Origin of the sequence: Pseudomonas chlororaphis subsp. chlororaphis (assembly GCF_003945765.1) — a bacterium.
In the GTDB taxonomy this organism is placed as follows: Bacteria; Pseudomonadota; Gammaproteobacteria; order Pseudomonadales; family Pseudomonadaceae; genus Aquipseudomonas; species Aquipseudomonas chlororaphis.
In genome coordinates this window covers 2,774,716-2,789,326 of the sequence record NZ_CP027712.1, presented here as the reverse complement: position 1 = coordinate 2,789,326, position 14,611 = coordinate 2,774,716, and the positions used below count along the sequence as shown (strand labels likewise).

At 64.3% G+C, this 14,611-nt stretch carries 16 protein-coding genes; 4 read left to right on the top strand and 12 right to left on the bottom strand.

Annotated elements, in window-relative coordinates; all coding sequences use genetic code 11:
• Window positions 1-8: 8 nt before the first annotated feature.
• Window positions 9-446 carry a DUF3995 domain-containing protein gene (locus C4K27_RS12885; protein WP_053260742.1) on the bottom strand — a complete coding sequence of 146 codons (438 nt, stop codon included), beginning with the start codon at window positions 444-446 and terminating at the stop codon, window positions 9-11.
• A gap of 98 nt (window positions 447-544) precedes the next feature.
• Between C4K27_RS12885 and C4K27_RS12880 the strand changes: the two genes are divergently transcribed.
• On the top strand, window positions 545-934 hold the full coding sequence (locus tag C4K27_RS12880; RefSeq protein WP_053260741.1) for a DUF2946 domain-containing protein: 390 nt from the start codon (window positions 545-547) through the stop codon (window positions 932-934).
• A gap of 91 nt (window positions 935-1,025) precedes the next feature.
• The gene (locus C4K27_RS12875) at window positions 1,026-3,161 is read left to right on the top strand and encodes a TonB-dependent receptor (RefSeq protein WP_053260740.1); all 2,136 of its coding nucleotides are present in this window, start codon (window positions 1,026-1,028) and stop codon (window positions 3,159-3,161) included.
• Window positions 3,162-3,281: 120 nt separating this feature from the next.
• On the opposite strand, the gene C4K27_RS12870 is transcribed toward C4K27_RS12875, so the two are convergent.
• The 3 genes from C4K27_RS12870 to C4K27_RS12860 form a co-directional block, all read right to left on the bottom strand.
• A complete protein-coding gene (locus tag C4K27_RS12870) occupies window positions 3,282-4,316 on the bottom strand; it encodes an ABC transporter substrate-binding protein (RefSeq protein WP_053260739.1) in 1,035 nt (344 codons plus the stop codon).
• A gap of 118 nt (window positions 4,317-4,434) precedes the next feature.
• Window positions 4,435-4,632 carry a hypothetical protein gene (locus C4K27_RS12865; RefSeq protein ID WP_007923649.1) on the bottom strand — a complete coding sequence of 66 codons (198 nt, stop codon included), beginning with the start codon at window positions 4,630-4,632 and terminating at the stop codon, window positions 4,435-4,437.
• A complete protein-coding gene (locus C4K27_RS12860; RefSeq protein ID WP_007923648.1) occupies window positions 4,629-5,078 on the bottom strand; it encodes a hypothetical protein in 450 nt (149 codons plus the stop codon). The genes C4K27_RS12865 and C4K27_RS12860 overlap by 4 nt, the downstream gene beginning before the upstream one ends.
• Window positions 5,079-5,623: 545 nt before the next feature.
• On the opposite strand from C4K27_RS12860, the gene C4K27_RS12855 reads away from it, so the two are divergent.
• A complete protein-coding gene (locus C4K27_RS12855; RefSeq protein WP_007923647.1) occupies window positions 5,624-5,854 on the top strand; it encodes a hypothetical protein in 231 nt (76 codons plus the stop codon).
• Window positions 5,855-5,919: 65 nt separating this feature from the next.
• Window positions 5,920-6,312: a hypothetical protein gene (locus tag C4K27_RS12850; RefSeq protein WP_169834596.1), complete on the top strand. Its 393-nt coding sequence runs from the start codon at window positions 5,920-5,922 to the stop codon at window positions 6,310-6,312.
• A 20-nt stretch (window positions 6,313-6,332) separates the two neighbouring features.
• Here the strand turns inward: C4K27_RS12850 and C4K27_RS12845 are convergent, their stop codons facing one another.
• From C4K27_RS12845 to C4K27_RS12810, 8 genes are all read right to left on the bottom strand, one after another.
• Window positions 6,333-6,551 (bottom strand): hypothetical protein, encoded by a 219-nt coding sequence (locus C4K27_RS12845; RefSeq protein ID WP_053260737.1) that lies wholly within the window; start codon window positions 6,549-6,551, stop codon window positions 6,333-6,335.
• 131 nt (window positions 6,552-6,682) lie between these two features.
• A complete protein-coding gene (locus C4K27_RS12840) occupies window positions 6,683-8,308 on the bottom strand; it encodes a methyl-accepting chemotaxis protein (protein WP_053260736.1) in 1,626 nt (541 codons plus the stop codon).
• 215 nt (window positions 8,309-8,523) lie between these two features.
• Window positions 8,524-8,928 (bottom strand): TraR/DksA family transcriptional regulator, encoded by a 405-nt coding sequence (locus C4K27_RS12835; RefSeq protein WP_007923643.1) that lies wholly within the window; start codon window positions 8,926-8,928, stop codon window positions 8,524-8,526.
• A 459-nt stretch (window positions 8,929-9,387) separates the two neighbouring features.
• On the bottom strand, window positions 9,388-10,410 hold the full coding sequence (locus C4K27_RS12830) for an ABC transporter permease (RefSeq protein ID WP_007923642.1): 1,023 nt from the start codon (window positions 10,408-10,410) through the stop codon (window positions 9,388-9,390).
• 70 nt (window positions 10,411-10,480) lie between these two features.
• Window positions 10,481-12,061: a sugar ABC transporter ATP-binding protein gene (locus C4K27_RS12825; protein ID WP_053260967.1), complete on the bottom strand. Its 1,581-nt coding sequence runs from the start codon at window positions 12,059-12,061 to the stop codon at window positions 10,481-10,483.
• 85 nt (window positions 12,062-12,146) lie between these two features.
• Complete coding sequence (locus tag C4K27_RS12820) at window positions 12,147-13,073, bottom strand: sugar ABC transporter substrate-binding protein (protein WP_053260735.1); 927 nt, start codon at window positions 13,071-13,073, stop codon at window positions 12,147-12,149.
• 54 nt (window positions 13,074-13,127) lie between these two features.
• Entirely contained in the window at window positions 13,128-13,325 is a 198-nt protein-coding gene (locus C4K27_RS31450; RefSeq protein WP_081002261.1) for a hypothetical protein, read from the bottom strand.
• A gap of 142 nt (window positions 13,326-13,467) precedes the next feature.
• Complete coding sequence (locus C4K27_RS12810; protein ID WP_053260734.1) at window positions 13,468-14,526, bottom strand: Gfo/Idh/MocA family protein; 1,059 nt, start codon at window positions 14,524-14,526, stop codon at window positions 13,468-13,470.
• Window positions 14,527-14,611: the final 85 nt, after the last annotated feature.

Genomic DNA, 14,611 nt, shown 5'->3' with positions numbered 1-14,611 from the left:
CTAACAACTCAGTTCCAGGCCACCACCAACAACCCCGCCCCCAGCACCACGCACAGCGGCGAATAGAACAGCGTGTCCAGCCGGGCGAACCTGGACCCGCTGACCTCCTTGAAGAACCCCACCAGGTTCGAGTCGCCGATGGCCCGGGCGAACATCAGCAAGGCCATCGCGCTGATCACCCATTGCAGCGCCGGGTGGCTCACCGTCGGCAGGTACAGGCCCACCCGCAGGCACACCAGCATCGCGATCAGCAGCAAGCCCACCGCCACCAGCAAGGTGGCGAACCCCGAGGGCTTGAACGCCGGCTCCAGCTCGCCCGGCCTCCTGCCCGGCACCTGGGGGATCACCGCGTCGCTGCCACGCTTGCCGCCGGCGGCCCAGTACAGGTGGATCAGGCTGATCAGCAGAAAGGCTCCGGCCATCCCTTGCGCGATCAAAACATTCATATGCAAACGTCCATGGCAAAAAAATGTCGCTGAAGAATGGACCCACCCGCACGTTTTTGTAAGTACGTTCGTCGCCTGCGATGGTAAAGTGCCGCCCCATGAAATTAACCCGAACCGATCGCTCGCTCGTTGCCTGGATGCTCTATTGCTGCGTCCTGTTCAACGTGTTCGCCTGCAGCATCGGCCACGGGCAAATGGTCGGCCAGCAGCTCAACGGGATCGGCGGCCAGTTCTGTACGGTGGACCCGCGCACCCAGGCGCCGGCCTCCTCCAACCCGGTCGACGAATCGCTGCCGACCCTGTCCAAGGCCTTCGGTTGCCCGCTGTGTTCCACCGGCGGCATGGGCCCGGCGTTCAACTCCAGCCTGACCCTGGCGATCCTGCCGCAGCACCACAGCCCGCCGCTGGCGCCGCGCGCCACCGCCGACGTCCCCACCCGCTTCACCTGGCCCGCGGCCCACCCGCGCGCGCCACCCGCCTTCGCCTGAGTCTTTCGCCCTTGTCATCAGCCCGCCCCGTGCCTTAACCCACGGTGTTTGTTCGTGGGCTGCTTCCTAGCCAAGCATTCAGGATCTACCGATGAAACACATTCCCCTGCTGGCCAGCCTGTGTGGCTGCCTGTCCGTCAGCGCCTGGGCGCAATCCAGCGTCGACCTGGCGCCGATCACCATCGACGGCGAGCAACCCGCCGAACCCGGCCTGGCCCTCGACCAGTCCAGCGGCATGGCCTCGCGCCTGGGCCTGAGCGTCCGCGAAACCCCGGCCTCGGTGGCCGTGGCCAACCGCAACGATATCGAGCGGCGCGGCGCGCAGAACTTCCAGGACGCCGCCAACACCCTGCCCGGGGTCAATGCCAGCGCCCCGCCGGGATTCGGCGGTTTTGTCTCCTACCGTGGTTTCAGCAATAGCCAGATCACCCAGATGTTCAACGGCATCAACGTGTCCAGCGGTCTGGCGCGACCGGTGGACGCCTGGATCTATGACCGGGTCGAACTGCTCGGCGGCCCCTCTTCGCTGGTCAACGGTGCAGGCTCCGTGGGTGGTTCGCTGAACTACATGACCAAGCTGGCCGACCGCCAGGAGCGGGCCATCGAGGGCCGGGTCAGCTACGGCAGCTACGACACCACGCAAACCGCCTTCGGCCTCAACCACGCCCTCAGCGAGGCCGGCGACGAGGTGCAGCACTACGCCCGCCTCGACGTCAGCCACAACACCAGCAACGGCTACATCGACCGCCAGGAACGCGATGCCTGGAGCCTGGCGTTTTCCCTGCTCAGCGACCTGACGCCGAACCTGTCCCACACCCTGGCCGTGGAATACCAGGACGAACACGAGGACAGCCCGTACTGGGGCACCCCGGTGCTCAACCCCAAGGCCGGCGAGTTGAAGATCGACAAGCACAACCGCTTCAACAACTACAACGTCGAGGACGGCCGCTACGAGCAGCGCACGATCTGGGTGCGCTCGATCGTCGACTACCGGATCAACGACAGCACCAACCTGCGCAACACCCTCTATCACCTGGACAGCCAGCGCGATTACCGCAACCTGGAAACCTACCAGTACAACGCCGACAACAGCGCGGTGAACCGCTCCACGGCCTATCAGGTGCGGCACCAGGGCGAGCAGAACGGCAACCAGTTCGAGCTGCGCCACGACAGCTCGCTCTTCGGCCTCGACACAACCTGGTCCGGCGGCTTCGAGTACAAGGTCAACCGCACCACCAACTCGCCGCTGAACGTCAAGGCGGCCAACAGCGTCGACCCGAACAACTACCAGCCGGGGCATTTCTACGACCTGCCGGGCACCCGCCAGGGCTTTGTCGCCGACAAGACCAACGAGGTCACCACCCAGGCGCTGTTCGTCGAGAATCGCCTGGCCCTGACCGACCGCCTGACCCTGCTCAGCGGCCTGCGCTACGACCACATCGACCTGGACGTGACCAACCATCGCCAAGTGACGGCGAGCAACCCGCGGCACCTCAAGCGCAGCTGGGAGCCGGTCACCGGCCGGGTCGGCCTGACTTACCAGTTCCTGCCCAGTGCCAACGTCTACGTGCAATACAGCACTGCCGCCGAACAGCCCAACAGCGCCACCCAGGACTTCGATGTCTCCACGGGCAAGCAATGGGAAGTGGGCAGCAAGTTCGATTACCTGGACGGCCGCGGCTCGGCGACCCTGGCGGCCTACCGCATCGAGCGCAAGGACTTCGCGGTGACCGACCCGCTGGATCCGACCCTGAGCATCCCGGTGGGCCAGCAGACCTCCAGGGGCATCGAGGTGGCCAGCTCGCTGCGGGTCACCCCGAAGCTGCTGCTCGAGGGCAACTTCGCCTGGGTCGATGCGCAGTACGACGCGTTCACCGAGAAGAACGCCGCGGGCGTGGTGGTGTCCCGCAAGGGCAATACCCCGACCAACGTGCCGGACCGGGTCGGCAACCTGTGGCTGACCTATGACCTGGCGCCGCAGTGGCAGACCGGGGTGGATGCGCGTTATGTGGCCTCGGTGTACGCCGACACGGCCAACACCATGACTGTGCCCTCCTACACCCTGTACGGCACCTTCCTGACCTACCAGCTCGACAGCCACACCTCGATCACCGGGCGGGTGCGCAACCTGACCAACGAGGTCTACGCCGAGTTCGCCCATGTGTCGCCGGCTTACTACCTGGGTACGCCGCGGACCTTCGAGCTGGCAGTGCAAAGCCGCTTCTAAAGGCATCGCGAGCAAGACGGATCGCCGCCCGCTCGCTCCTACAACGACCGTATGAACGACACATCCCTTGTAGGAGCGAGGCTTGCCCGCGATAGCGATCTCAGCCTCGCCACAGCGTCTTCAGTCGAGACTGGCGCTGACCTTGTCCGCCACATCCCCGGGCAACCACGCCCGCCACACGTCCGGATGCGCCTTGAGGAATGCCCGCGCCGCCTCCCGGGGCGGCGTGTGCTTCTCGCTCATCTCGGCCAGGGCCTTGTTCAGCGCTTCGATTGGCAAATCGACCTTGCTAAAGAACTCGGCGATCTGCGGGTACTGCTGCTGGAACGGCGTGGACACGCCAATCGACAGCTTCGAGGCCAGCGAGCGCGTGGGGCGTGGGTTGGGGTGCTCGGCGTCGGTTAGGGTTTTCCAGGCCTCGGCATCGAACGGCGGCTCTTCCAGCTGGATCAGCTTGAAGCGCCCGAGCAACGGGGTCGGCGACCAGTAGTAGAACAGGACCGGCTGGCCGCGACGGATCGATGAAGTGATCTCGGCGTCCAGCGCCGCGCCGGAACCGCTGCGGAAATTCACATAGCTGTCGGTCAGGCCATAGGCCTTGAGCTTCTGCTTGTTCACCACTTCCGAGGTCCAGCCGATGGGGCTGTTGAGAAAACGCCCCTTGCCCGGGCTTTCCGGGTCCTTGAATACGTCCTTGTAGCGTTTGAGGTCCGTGACGCTGCGCAGTCCCGGCGCCAGCGGCTTGATGCCCTTGGCCGGATCGCCCTTGACCACGTATTCCGGCACCCACCAGCCTTCGGTCGCGCCCTTCACCGTGTCGCCCAGGGCCGCCACCTTGCCCTCGGCCTCGGCCTTGACCCACACCGGGCTACGTCCGGCCCACTCTTCGCCGATGACCTGGATATCGTTATTGGCCAGCGCGGTTTCCAGGGTGATGGTGGTGCCCGGCAAGGTGTCGGTCGGCAGGCCGTAACCCTTCTCGACGATGGTGCGCAGGATATCGGTGATCAGGCTGCCGCTTTCCCAGTTCAGGTCGGCGAAGTGGATCGGCGCCTGTGCCGGCTGTACCGACGGTGCCGCCGAGGCGCCGGCGGGCGCCAGCAAAATACCCAAGCCAAGCAGCGCGCCGCCCAGCAGTGTCCGCAGTCCTTTCATGCCTGTGCCCCTTTGGCTGTTCACAGCGTTGCAGGATGGTCTCGCGGTTTGGGACCGCAAGCCTCTGACTAATTGAGTCATCTGACTGTAGTAGAGGTTCCTGCTTTCGACGGGGACTTCAGTTTTCGCCCTGCTCCTGCAGGCGCTGCAACTCGCGGCGCACCATGCTGGCGTATGCCGCCGGCTGCAGGACATACAGCTGCGAGGCCACCCAGGCCAGCCAGGCACCTTGCAGCACGGCCTTGCGTTCGAACAGGCGCTGGGCCTCGGCGCGGGCGCGCGCAAGATGCTGCTGGTGGAATTCGGCGCGGCTCACTCGCTGGCCTTGAAGCTCACCAGTTCACCCTTGCGCCATTTGGCGGCCTTGCCGGTCACGGCTTTCAGGGTCTTGGTCAGGCCTTCCTGCAACTGCTGGTTGGCGGCGAATACCGTCACCACGCTGTGGCCTTCCTTGAACAGGATGGCGTGGCCGTCGGCGGTGCTGACAAAGGCGTATTCGCCCAGGCCGTAGACGGCCAGCTTGATCTCGCGAAACCGGATTTCGAACTTGCCGCCCTCACGGCTGGGCAGGACCGCGGCGCGGAAATGGTCGCCGACCTTGAGTTCCAGGCGCGGCTTGTCGTCCACGACCAGCGCCGTCTCGGTGTCGATTTCGGCGACGTAAATGCCTTCCGGCGTCTGTTCGGTGATGTAGACGAAACGCGACTGGAACTGTTTGACCAACTTTGCGCGCAAGTCGCCCAGGACGAACAACGCGTGCATATCAAGATTACTTACTGCCAAGGAAAGATCCCCGAAACTGAAAATGACTCTGCCCGCATAAACGACGGACAGCAGAAAAAGGCGGCCGAACCGGCGCCGTGACTCCACATGAAAACAATCCGAAAAAGCACCACCCGCCAACGCGTAGGCGCAAACACCGGAGCGCCCCTCCCCAGAAAAACCGGAAGGACTACCGGACCGTTTGGCCCGCATCAAGCGCAGAAGAAGTGGTTCCAGCCCGCCGAGAAAGCTGCGCACTCACTGTCGATCGGAAAACCTCACGATCCTTTCGTCACCCTTAATGGGACGGGAGTGCTGCAGGTAAACATCAATCTCTGACTGCCGGGGCAATTCTAGAGCAACTTTATGTATTCAGAGCAACCCATGCGTTAGCAAATCGCTGAAAAAACCTCTTTCACCCTGCCGGTCAGCCACTTGCGTGACTTAACTCAGCCATCGACCGGCAACAACTGCCATACTGCCGCGACCTTGAAGCCGGCCACCGGCCAGGCTTCACCAGCATAATTTCCAGGGGAAAGTCGGACGTGACGGAATTCGATATAGGCGAGTTTTTCATCCATGGCGAGGCCCGGGATGTCGAGGGCGAGTTCCAGGCCGTGATCGTGATGCGCGCCAAGCCACCGCTGCGCACCGTGCGCTGCCACCAGGTGGAAAAGGACCGCTGGTTCAAGACCGCGGAACTGGCCGAAGCCGCCGCCAAGGACGCCGCCCGCGCCCTCAAGCAGGCCGTCGACCAGGGCGCCCTGAACCTCTGAACGGCAATAAAGGATTGCCGCGCCCGACCGACATATTGGCGAGCCTTCCGATAAAGAGCGCCATGATGATCGACCTCAACCCACCGGCCCGCCTGCCTTCCCTGGCCGAGTTCGCCCTGCCCGGCGCGGCGGCCAGCGAAAGCCCGGCGAGCGATCCGTTTGACCTGCGCACCGCGATCACCCGAGCGGCCAATGCCGCGCCCGACGGCGTGCTCGAAGCGAAAAAGAAACGCATCAAGCTGCTGCGCAAACAGATCGAACAACTGCAGCAACGGCTGCGCAAGGCCAACGAGCACCTGGCGATGGTGCAAAGCGCCGCCCGGCATCGTACAACCGACGCGCACATGCAGGCATTGTCCGCCGCCCGGGCCCAGGCGCAGGCCGCCAGCAGCGCCTTGTCGATGGCCCAGGTGGCGCTGTTCCAGGCCGAAAGCGCGGTGATCGGCAGCGAGGTCTGAAGGCGCGGGTGCCTGCGCCGTCAGGCCGAACGACTGAACAGCGGGTGCCCGACCCTGTCCCGCGCCAGCTGGGCCAGCCACGATGCCTGGCACTCCAGGGCTTCGTCGCGGCTGGCGAACGGCGCGCCGCGGCGCTCGCCATTGACCAGCACGACCCAGCACACATTCAGCCCGACCGCGCGAAAGGTGGCCGGTACACCGCTACCAATCATCACTGCGACATCGACTTTGCTTTGCATGAGGACTTCTCCTGGTAACTAGTTAGCTAGCTAACAATGTCGCTCATACTAATGAGTTCCCATGCTGGGAAAAAGCCATCCCTGGCACAGCTCCGTTGCAGGGCCGGTAACAATGACCAGCCCGCTCGGGCTCAGCCGCGCGCGGCCTCGACGGCCTGTTCCGGTTTGTAACCCAGGCGCAGACCGCCCCAATGCCGGCCCTTGACCCTGATCGGCACCGACAAATCGTGCATCAGCTCGCCGGTATCGCGGGTGTAGGTTTGCAGCAACAGCGGCTGCTGGTGGCTGCCGCAGCGGATGCCGGTGCGGTCCTCGAACTTGCGCTTGGTGCGGTTGTGCAGGGTATCCACCTGCGGGTCGCCGGTCAGCGGCCGGGAAAACGCCTGGTTGTGGGTCGGCACATAGCCCTGGGGCGTGCAGGCGATGGCGAACACCAGGCCTTCGTGACGCGCCAGCAACGGCTCCTGGATCGCCGGCAGCACCTGATCGGCGTAACGGTCGAAGCGGGTCTGGTATTTCACCGGCTGGGTATTGGCGATCGGCTGGTAACTGCGGTCGAACAGGTCGTCGAGGCTGATGCGGTTGGCCGCAAGATCCGCCTCGAACTGCTCGGCGATGCGCCGGGCGCCTTCCTGGGCCAGGTCGTAGATACGCTGGTGGTAGTCATCCAGGCCGACCTCGGCCAGGCGTTCGCTGATGATCTCCGCCTGCCCTTCCATCTGCACCGCTGCCTCGGCCAGGCGGCGGGTCTGCTGGTCGCTCACCGCCAGGTCGCCGCGCACCTGCTCCACGGCATGGAACAGGCTGTCCAGTTGCTGGCGGTTGGTCTCGGCGCCGCGGGCGATCTCGCCGACCTGGCTTTCCACCCCGGCCGCCAGCCGGGCGATGTTCTGCAGATGCTGGCCGGTGGACTCGACCTGCTCGACCCCGGTGTTCAGGTCGCTGGACAGCTGGCGGATCTGCTCCACCACCTGGGCCGTGCGCTGCTGGATATCGCCGACCATCACCCCGACCTCGTCGGTGGCGGTGGCCGTGCGCCCGGCCAGGCCGCGCACTTCATCGGCCACCACGGCGAACCCGCGGCCATGCTCACCGGCCCGCGCCGCCTCGATGGCGGCATTCAGCGCCAGCAGGTTGGTCTGGCTGGCGATCGACTGGATCACCAGCGCCACCCGCTGGATGTCTTCGCTGCGCTGGCTCAGGGCTTCGATCAGTTGCCGGCTGTCGTTGGCGCTTTGGCTGAGGCGGTGCATGCGGGTGATCGATTCGCCCAGCACGGTGCTGCCTTCGGCGCTGCTGCGATGGGCTTCGCTGGCGGCGCTCAGGGCCTGCTGGCTGAGCTGCGCGGCCAGTTGCTCGGTGTGGATCATCGCCTCGGCGCTGCTGACGATGCGCGCCGCCGAGTCCAGCTGCGACTGCACCCGCCCGGCCAGTTGCCGGACCGAATAGGCCACGCCGGCGGCCGACAGCGCGTTATGGCTGGTGCTGCAGGACAGGTCGCGCGTCAGCGCGGCGATCTCGCGGTTATCGACGCTGCTCGCCGGCGCTGCTGCCTTGGACCTGCGCAAGAGCGGCAGCCAGACGATCAGCAGCATCAGCGGCACGGCGAGGTAGAAAGAAAGCAGCCCCTGGGACAGGACGTACAGCACTAGCAGCAAGGTGCTGCTTTGCAGGGTTGGAACCTGCCAGCGCCGGGTGCTTTGGACTACTGACAGCGGTTGCGCCATGGCAGCCGGCGAAGATCCGTCTTGCGTCATCTGGATTACCCCACGCTTTTCTAATTATTTGGCCTGCATTGAACGCCACTAAAAAGCCATTATCCATGGTCCATTAGTCGCAGCTTTGCAGCAGATCAATAGAAATGCGCGGGCTTTAAAGACACCCACAAACGACTCGCGGGCAAGCCTCCGATCCCAGGCGTCTCGACGACCTTGGGATGGGGCTTGCCCGCGAGGGGAAGAAGTCTTGGCGATCAGGCCTGACGCTGGTGCTTGTCGATCTGCTCGTGACGTTCCTGAGCTTCGATGCAGTACTTGGTGGTCGGGCTGATCAGCAGGCGTTTCAGGCCGATCGGCTCGCCGCTGTCGTCGCACCAGCCGAAGCTGTCGTCGCCGATACGGCCCAGGGCCTGCTCCAGCTGCGGCAGCATGCGCTGGTCGCGGTCGATAGCGTTGACCAGCCAGGTCCGCTCTTCCTCTACGGAAGCCGCGTCGGCAGGGTCGGCCGGGGTGTCCAGGCTCTCAATGGCGATTCGGTTCTGTTCGATGCGCTCGTGGGTTTCGACCTTCATGGCCTGCAACAGCTCAGTGAAAAAAGCCAGCTGCTCGGCGTTCATGTAGTCATCCGCCGGCATGGCCAGCAACTTTTCCTTTGTCATTGATTTCTCTATAAAAAATACGTGCATTAAGGCGAATTAAAGCTGTTTTCCGTGCCCCCTTTCGGGGCATCGGAAAGGCGCCATACATTCCAAGCGCCACCCGGCACTCAATTTACGAGGGGCGGCAGTCTAAGGCCGGTTCGAGGCGTCAGCAACTGAAATGACATCAGATTTGTCTGATAAGCCCTGAAAGCCCGCCAGGGCTGGCTTTGGCGGCGGTTATCGGAGTGCGTTTATAACAAGAAATTCCATCGCCCGGGGTCTTTTAGAAGACAAACGGCAGCGGCAGGCCCGAAAAAGGCCTGCCGCTGCCGTGGAGTATGGCTCTTCTGTAGGAGCGAGGCTTGCCCGCGATGGACGTCCAGGCGCCGCATGCATCAGATGCTAAGCGTTATCGTTGACGTCCATCGCGAGCAAGTCGGATCGCCGCCCGTTCGCTCCTACAAGAAAGCAGAGAAGTCAGCGCTTGAGCTTGCGCTTGTTGCGGTACTGGTCGATGACCACCGCCACCACGATGATCAGGCCCTTGATGATGTCCTGGATATAGGCATCGACGCCGACGAAGGTGAACCCGCTGGCCATCACCCCGAGGATCAGCGCGCCGATCACGGTGCCGGTGATGCGCCCCACGCCGCCGGCCAGGCTGGTGCCGCCGATCACCGCCGCGGCGATGGCGTCCAGTTCATAGGACATGCCCATGCCCGCCTGCCCGGTCGCCGCCCGCGCCGAGGCCACCACCCCGGCCAGCCCCGCCAGCAGTCCGGCGATGCTGTAGACGATCACCAGGTGGCGCTTGACGTTGATCCCTGAGGTCCGCGCCGCCTGCATGTTGCCGCCGATGGCATAGGTGTACTTGCCGTACTTGGTGTAGCGCAGGGCGATATGGAAGATCACCGCCACCACCAGGAAGATGATCACCGGCATGGCGCCGTGGCCGATGGCCGTGTAGGAATCCGAGAGCATGCTGATCGGCTGGCCTTCGGTGTAATAGCGCGCCAGGCCACGCGCCGAGACCATCATGCCGAGGGTGGCGATAAAGGGCGGGATGCCGGTGATGGCAATGATGCTGCCGTTGATCGCCCCCGCCAGCAGCCCTACCCCCAGCCCGGCCACCACCGGGATCCACACCGGCAGGTCGGTCAGCGACGGGAACACCGCGCGGGTGAAGTCCGAGGTCTGCGCCAGGCTGGCGGCGATCATCGCCGACAGCGCCAGCACCGAGCCGGACGACAGGTCGATGCCGGTGGTGATGATCACCTGAGTCACGCCAATGGCCAGCAGGCCGATGATCGACACCTGGAGGATCATCAGCACCAGGCGCTGGGAGTTCATCAGGAAGCTCTGGTCGCGCACGATCCAGCCGAACAGCTCGAACACCAGGCCGATGCCGATCAGCACCAGGAAGATGCTCAGCTCGGTGGGCAGGCGCCGGCGCGTTCTGGCTGGCGCCGCCGCGGGTTTGTTTTCCAGTATCGCGTTCATAAGCCTTCACCTTCTTCTTGTATGGCCGGCGGCGAACACACCTCGCCGATGGCCTTGATACGTTTGCCGGCTAGTGGACCAGGGACATCCCGGAAGCCAGTTGCATGACCTTCTCCTGGGTCGCTTCGCCGCGGTCGAGGGTGCCCATCAGTTCGCCCTCGTGCATGACCATCACCCGGTCGCTCATGCCCAGCACTTCCGGCAACTCCGAAGAGATCATGATCACCGCCATGCCTTCGCCGGCGAGGTAGGCGATCAGCCGGTAGATCTCGGCCTTGGCGCCGACGTCGATGCCACGGGTCGGTTCGTCGAGGATCAGCACCCGCGGGTTGGTCATCAGCCAGCGCGCGAGCAAGGCCTTCTGCTGGTTGCCGCCCGACAGGGTGTCGATGCACTGCTCCAGCGACGGGGTCTTGACCCGCAGCTTCTTGCACATGTCCTCGCACAGGGCGCGCAGGGCCTTCTGCTGGATGAAACCGTTGCCGGCATAGTGCGGCAGCACCGCCATCTCCATGTTTTCCAGGACCGACAGGCAGGGAAACAGGCCGCTGAGCTTGCGGTCCTCGGTCAACAGGGCAAACCCCTTCTCGATGGCCATGTGCGGATCGCTGATGCGCACTGGCTGGCCGTCAAGGCGGATCTCGCCGCCGTCGCTGGGGGTGATGCCGAAAATCGTCTCGGCCACATTGGTGCGCCCCGAGCCCATCAGCCCGGCGATGCCAAGGATCTCCCCGGCGTGCAGGTCGAAGGACACGCCCTCGAACACCCCGTCCAGGCGCAGGTCGCGCACCGACATCAGCAGCTCGCCTATGGGCTTCTCGCGCACCGGAAACAGCTGGCTCAGTTCGCGGCCGACCATCATCGAGATCAGGCTGTCGCCGTCCATGCTGTCGGCCCGTTGCAGGCCGATGTAGGCGCCGTCGCGGAACACCGCCACTTCATCGGCGATGGCGAACACTTCGTTCATCTTGTGGGTGATATAGATGATGCCCTTACCCTGGGCCTTGAGGTCGGCGATGATCGAGAACAGGTGCGCCACCTCTTTCTCGGTAATGGCCGAGGTCGGCTCGTCCATGATCAGGATGTCGGAGTCGTAGGACACCGCCTTGGCGATCTCCACCATCTGCCGCTCGGCGATGCTCAGGTTGCCCACCTGCTCCTCGGGGTCGAGGTTGATCCGCAGGCGTTCCAGCAGCAGTGCGGTGCAGCGGTGCATCTCGCGGTGATCGACCATGTGCAGGCCGTTGAGCTGCTCGCGGCCGATCCAGATGTTCTCGGCGATGCTCATGTGCGGCATCAGGTTGAGTTCCTGGTGGATCATCGCGATCCCCGCCTGCAAGGCCGCCAGCGGCGTCTCGAAATTCACCCGCTGGCCCTTGAGGCGCAGCTCGCCGGCGTCCGGCTGGTAGATCCCGGCGATGATTTTCATCAGGGTCGACTTGCCCGCGCCGTTCTCCCCCATCAGCGCCAGCACCGTGCCGGGACGCACCCGCAGCTGCACATCGGACAGGGCGACAACCCCGGGGAAACCCTTGCTGACGTTGATGACTTCCAGCAGGTAAGGCTGCTGCTCGGACACAGACTGGGCAGACTGAGCGGCGGGCTGCATAGCCGCCGTCGGGATGCTCGAAGCAGTCGCTGAAGCGAACATGATCAGGTACTCCATCCGCGGGGCAGCTGGGCCACCCCGCCGGCTTATGGTTGTTGATGGAACGGACGGGCTGTTTGAACCGGGCTTATTTGAACTGGGCGACGTTTTCCGGGGTGATCAGGCGATACGGCACCCACACCGCCTGCTCCACCGGCTCGTGCTTGGCCATTTTCACCGCGGTGTCGATCGAGCCGTCGGCCTGGCCCTTGGCATCCTGGAACACCGAGACCGCCAGGTCGCCCTTCTGCACCGCGCGCAGGCCATCGGGCGTGCCGTCGACCCCGGCGATCAGCACGCTGCCCTTCTCCACCCCGGCCTGTTTCAGCGCCATGGCGGCGCCGATGGCCATTTCATCGTTGTTGGCCACCACCGCATCGAACTGGCGGCCCTGGGTCAACCAGTCGTTGACCAGGGTCATGGCCTTGTCCCGCAGCCAGATCCCGGTCTGTTCCTGCTCGACCTTGATCCCCGGGTACTTGGCCAGCACTTCCTTGACGCCCTTGGTGCGGTTGGTGGTGGAGTTGTTCGCCAGGTCGCCCAGCAGGATCACCACCTCGCCCTTGCCGCCCATCTTGTCGGCCAGGTACTGCATCTGCATCTGCCCGGCCTCCAGGTCATTGGAGGCCACGGTGACCACGCCCTTGGGCAGGTTCAGGTCGTCCGGCCGGCGGTTGACGTAGACCAGCGGAATCCCGGCCTTGACCGCCGCTTCGGTGATCTTGCGGGTCGCCGCGGTGTCCACCGGGTTGACCACGATGGCGTCGACCTTCTGGCTGATAAAGCTTTCCACCTGGCTCAGCTGCTTGACCACATCGGCCCGGGCATCCTCGAACTGCAGCGTAACGCCGTCCGGCAGCGACTTGGCTTTCTGGTCCATGGATTCACGCAGGTAGGTCAGCCAGGTGTCGTCGAACTGCGACATGCTCACGCCGATCTTCAGGTCGGCGAACGCCGTGCCGCTGCCCAGCAGCAGGGACAGGGCAAGCGTGGCGAAACGGGTCTTGGTCTTCATGAAAGGTCTTTCTCCACATTCTTGTAGGTTTTATGGATAAGGCGCAGAAACCACTCAGTGAGGCAGACGCACGATCGGCGCGCCGGGCATGCAGCACACCAGCGCGCCCTTGCGTTCGACGCAAAGCAGGCGGACCAGGGACTGGACGACAGAGGCATGCCGGGGTGTTTGGCGAGGTGTTCGACTAGAGAGTGGACGCCAGCGCGGCAATGCGCGGCGAAGCAGGTGCACAACGGAACTGAAGGTTTTCATCGACGGTACCTGTTTTGTTTTTGTTGGCGGGTTTCACTCGGTTCAAGGCGGATCTGAAATCGGCCCGTGACGCTGGCGAAACCCTGCTAGTCGGCAACCTGGAAATGACTTTATTAGAAAATAATTTCTATATCAACTCATTTTAGAATTTTATTCCAAATTCATTCTGCAGCCGGAAATCGGCCATTTCCACCACCTGGCGCTGGCGCCAGCTCAGGCGCGCGGCGTCCAGCACGCGGGTGGTGGCCAGGGCCTCGGCCGCGGTCACCGGCAGCGGCCCCTGCCCTTGCAGCGCCACCTGCCACTGTTTATAGAACTGCAACCAGTCGCCCCGCTCGGAAGCCACCCGCTCACGGATCTCGCCCTGCTCGAACCAGCCCCAGCGCCGGTGTTCCTCGACGCCCCAGCGCTCGCCCTCGGTCTGCGGCGACAGGCCGGCGACCAGCGCCTGCTCCTGGCCGTCCAGGCCCTCGACCGTATAACTGCCGGCCGAACCGCTGACCCGGAACCGTGGCCCCTGGCAATTCTGCAGACAACTACCGGACACATGTGAAACCACGCCATTGGCGTGGCTCAGGGCGAGGAAAAACCCGTGGTCGCAGGTCGGCGCCTGGGGGGCGTACTGCAACTCGGCGTAGACCCGGGTCACCGGGCCGAACAGCTGCAAGGCCTGGTCCACCAGATGGCTGCCGAGGTCGCGCAGAAACCCACCGCCGCTGGTATTGCCCACGGCCTGCGGCACATAGCGCTCGACCCGCGACTCGAAACGGCTGACGCTGCCCAGGGCACCGCTGGCGATCAGCTTGCGTAGGGTGAGGAAGTCCGAGTCCCAGCGCCGGTTCATGTACACACTCAGCGGCACCCGACGGGTTTGCGCGGCCTCGATCAGCGCCTTGGCCTGTTCGAGGTCGCTGGCGAAGGGTTTGTCGCTGACCACCGGGACACCGCGCTCGATGGCTTCCAGCACCAGCGCCGCACGGCCCTCCAGCGGGGTGGAAATCACCAACCCGTCGATCCCGGCCGCGACCAGTTGCTCGATGCTGTCGAAGGCCCGCACCCCGGGGTGCTCCGCCGCCAGCAGCTGCCGGCGCTCGGCCGACAGGGTGACCACGCCGACGAAGGTCGCGCCGGGCAGGCTGGCAATCAGCGGCGCGTGAAAATGTCGGCCACCATGGCCGTAACCCACCAAACCAATGCGCATCGCAAAGCCCTCCTTATATAGAACCCGATGTAGCCCTGTAGCCCTGTAGCCCTGTAGCCCTGTAGCCCTGTAGCCCTGTAGCCGC

Bases quoted from the DNA above. Each gene is read 5' to 3' on its own strand.
- C4K27_RS12885 (WP_053260742.1), bottom strand. From the start codon at position 446: ATGAATGTTTTGATCGCGCAAGGGATGGCCGGAGCCTTTCTGCTGATC.
- C4K27_RS12880 (WP_053260741.1), top strand. From the start codon at position 545: ATGAAATTAACCCGAACCGATCGCTCGCTCGTTGCCTGGATGCTCTAT.
- C4K27_RS12875 (WP_053260740.1), top strand. From the start codon at position 1,026: ATGAAACACATTCCCCTGCTGGCCAGCCTGTGTGGCTGCCTGTCCGTC.
- C4K27_RS12870 (WP_053260739.1), bottom strand. From the start codon at position 4,316: ATGAAAGGACTGCGGACACTGCTGGGCGGCGCGCTGCTTGGCTTGGGT.
- C4K27_RS12860 (WP_007923648.1), bottom strand. From the start codon at position 5,078: ATGCACGCGTTGTTCGTCCTGGGCGACTTGCGCGCAAAGTTGGTCAAA.
- C4K27_RS12850 (WP_169834596.1), top strand. From the start codon at position 5,920: ATGATCGACCTCAACCCACCGGCCCGCCTGCCTTCCCTGGCCGAGTTC.
- C4K27_RS12845 (WP_053260737.1), bottom strand. From the start codon at position 6,551: ATGCAAAGCAAAGTCGATGTCGCAGTGATGATTGGTAGCGGTGTACCG.
- C4K27_RS12840 (WP_053260736.1), bottom strand. From the start codon at position 8,308: ATGACGCAAGACGGATCTTCGCCGGCTGCCATGGCGCAACCGCTGTCA.
- C4K27_RS12835 (WP_007923643.1), bottom strand. From the start codon at position 8,928: ATGACAAAGGAAAAGTTGCTGGCCATGCCGGCGGATGACTACATGAAC.
- C4K27_RS12830 (WP_007923642.1), bottom strand. From the start codon at position 10,410: ATGAACGCGATACTGGAAAACAAACCCGCGGCGGCGCCAGCCAGAACG.
- C4K27_RS12825 (WP_053260967.1), bottom strand. From the start codon at position 12,061: ATGTTCGCTTCAGCGACTGCTTCGAGCATCCCGACGGCGGCTATGCAG.
- C4K27_RS12820 (WP_053260735.1), bottom strand. From the start codon at position 13,073: ATGAAGACCAAGACCCGTTTCGCCACGCTTGCCCTGTCCCTGCTGCTG.
- C4K27_RS31450 (WP_081002261.1), bottom strand. From the start codon at position 13,325: ATGAAAACCTTCAGTTCCGTTGTGCACCTGCTTCGCCGCGCATTGCCG.
- C4K27_RS12810 (WP_053260734.1), bottom strand. From the start codon at position 14,526: ATGCGCATTGGTTTGGTGGGTTACGGCCATGGTGGCCGACATTTTCAC.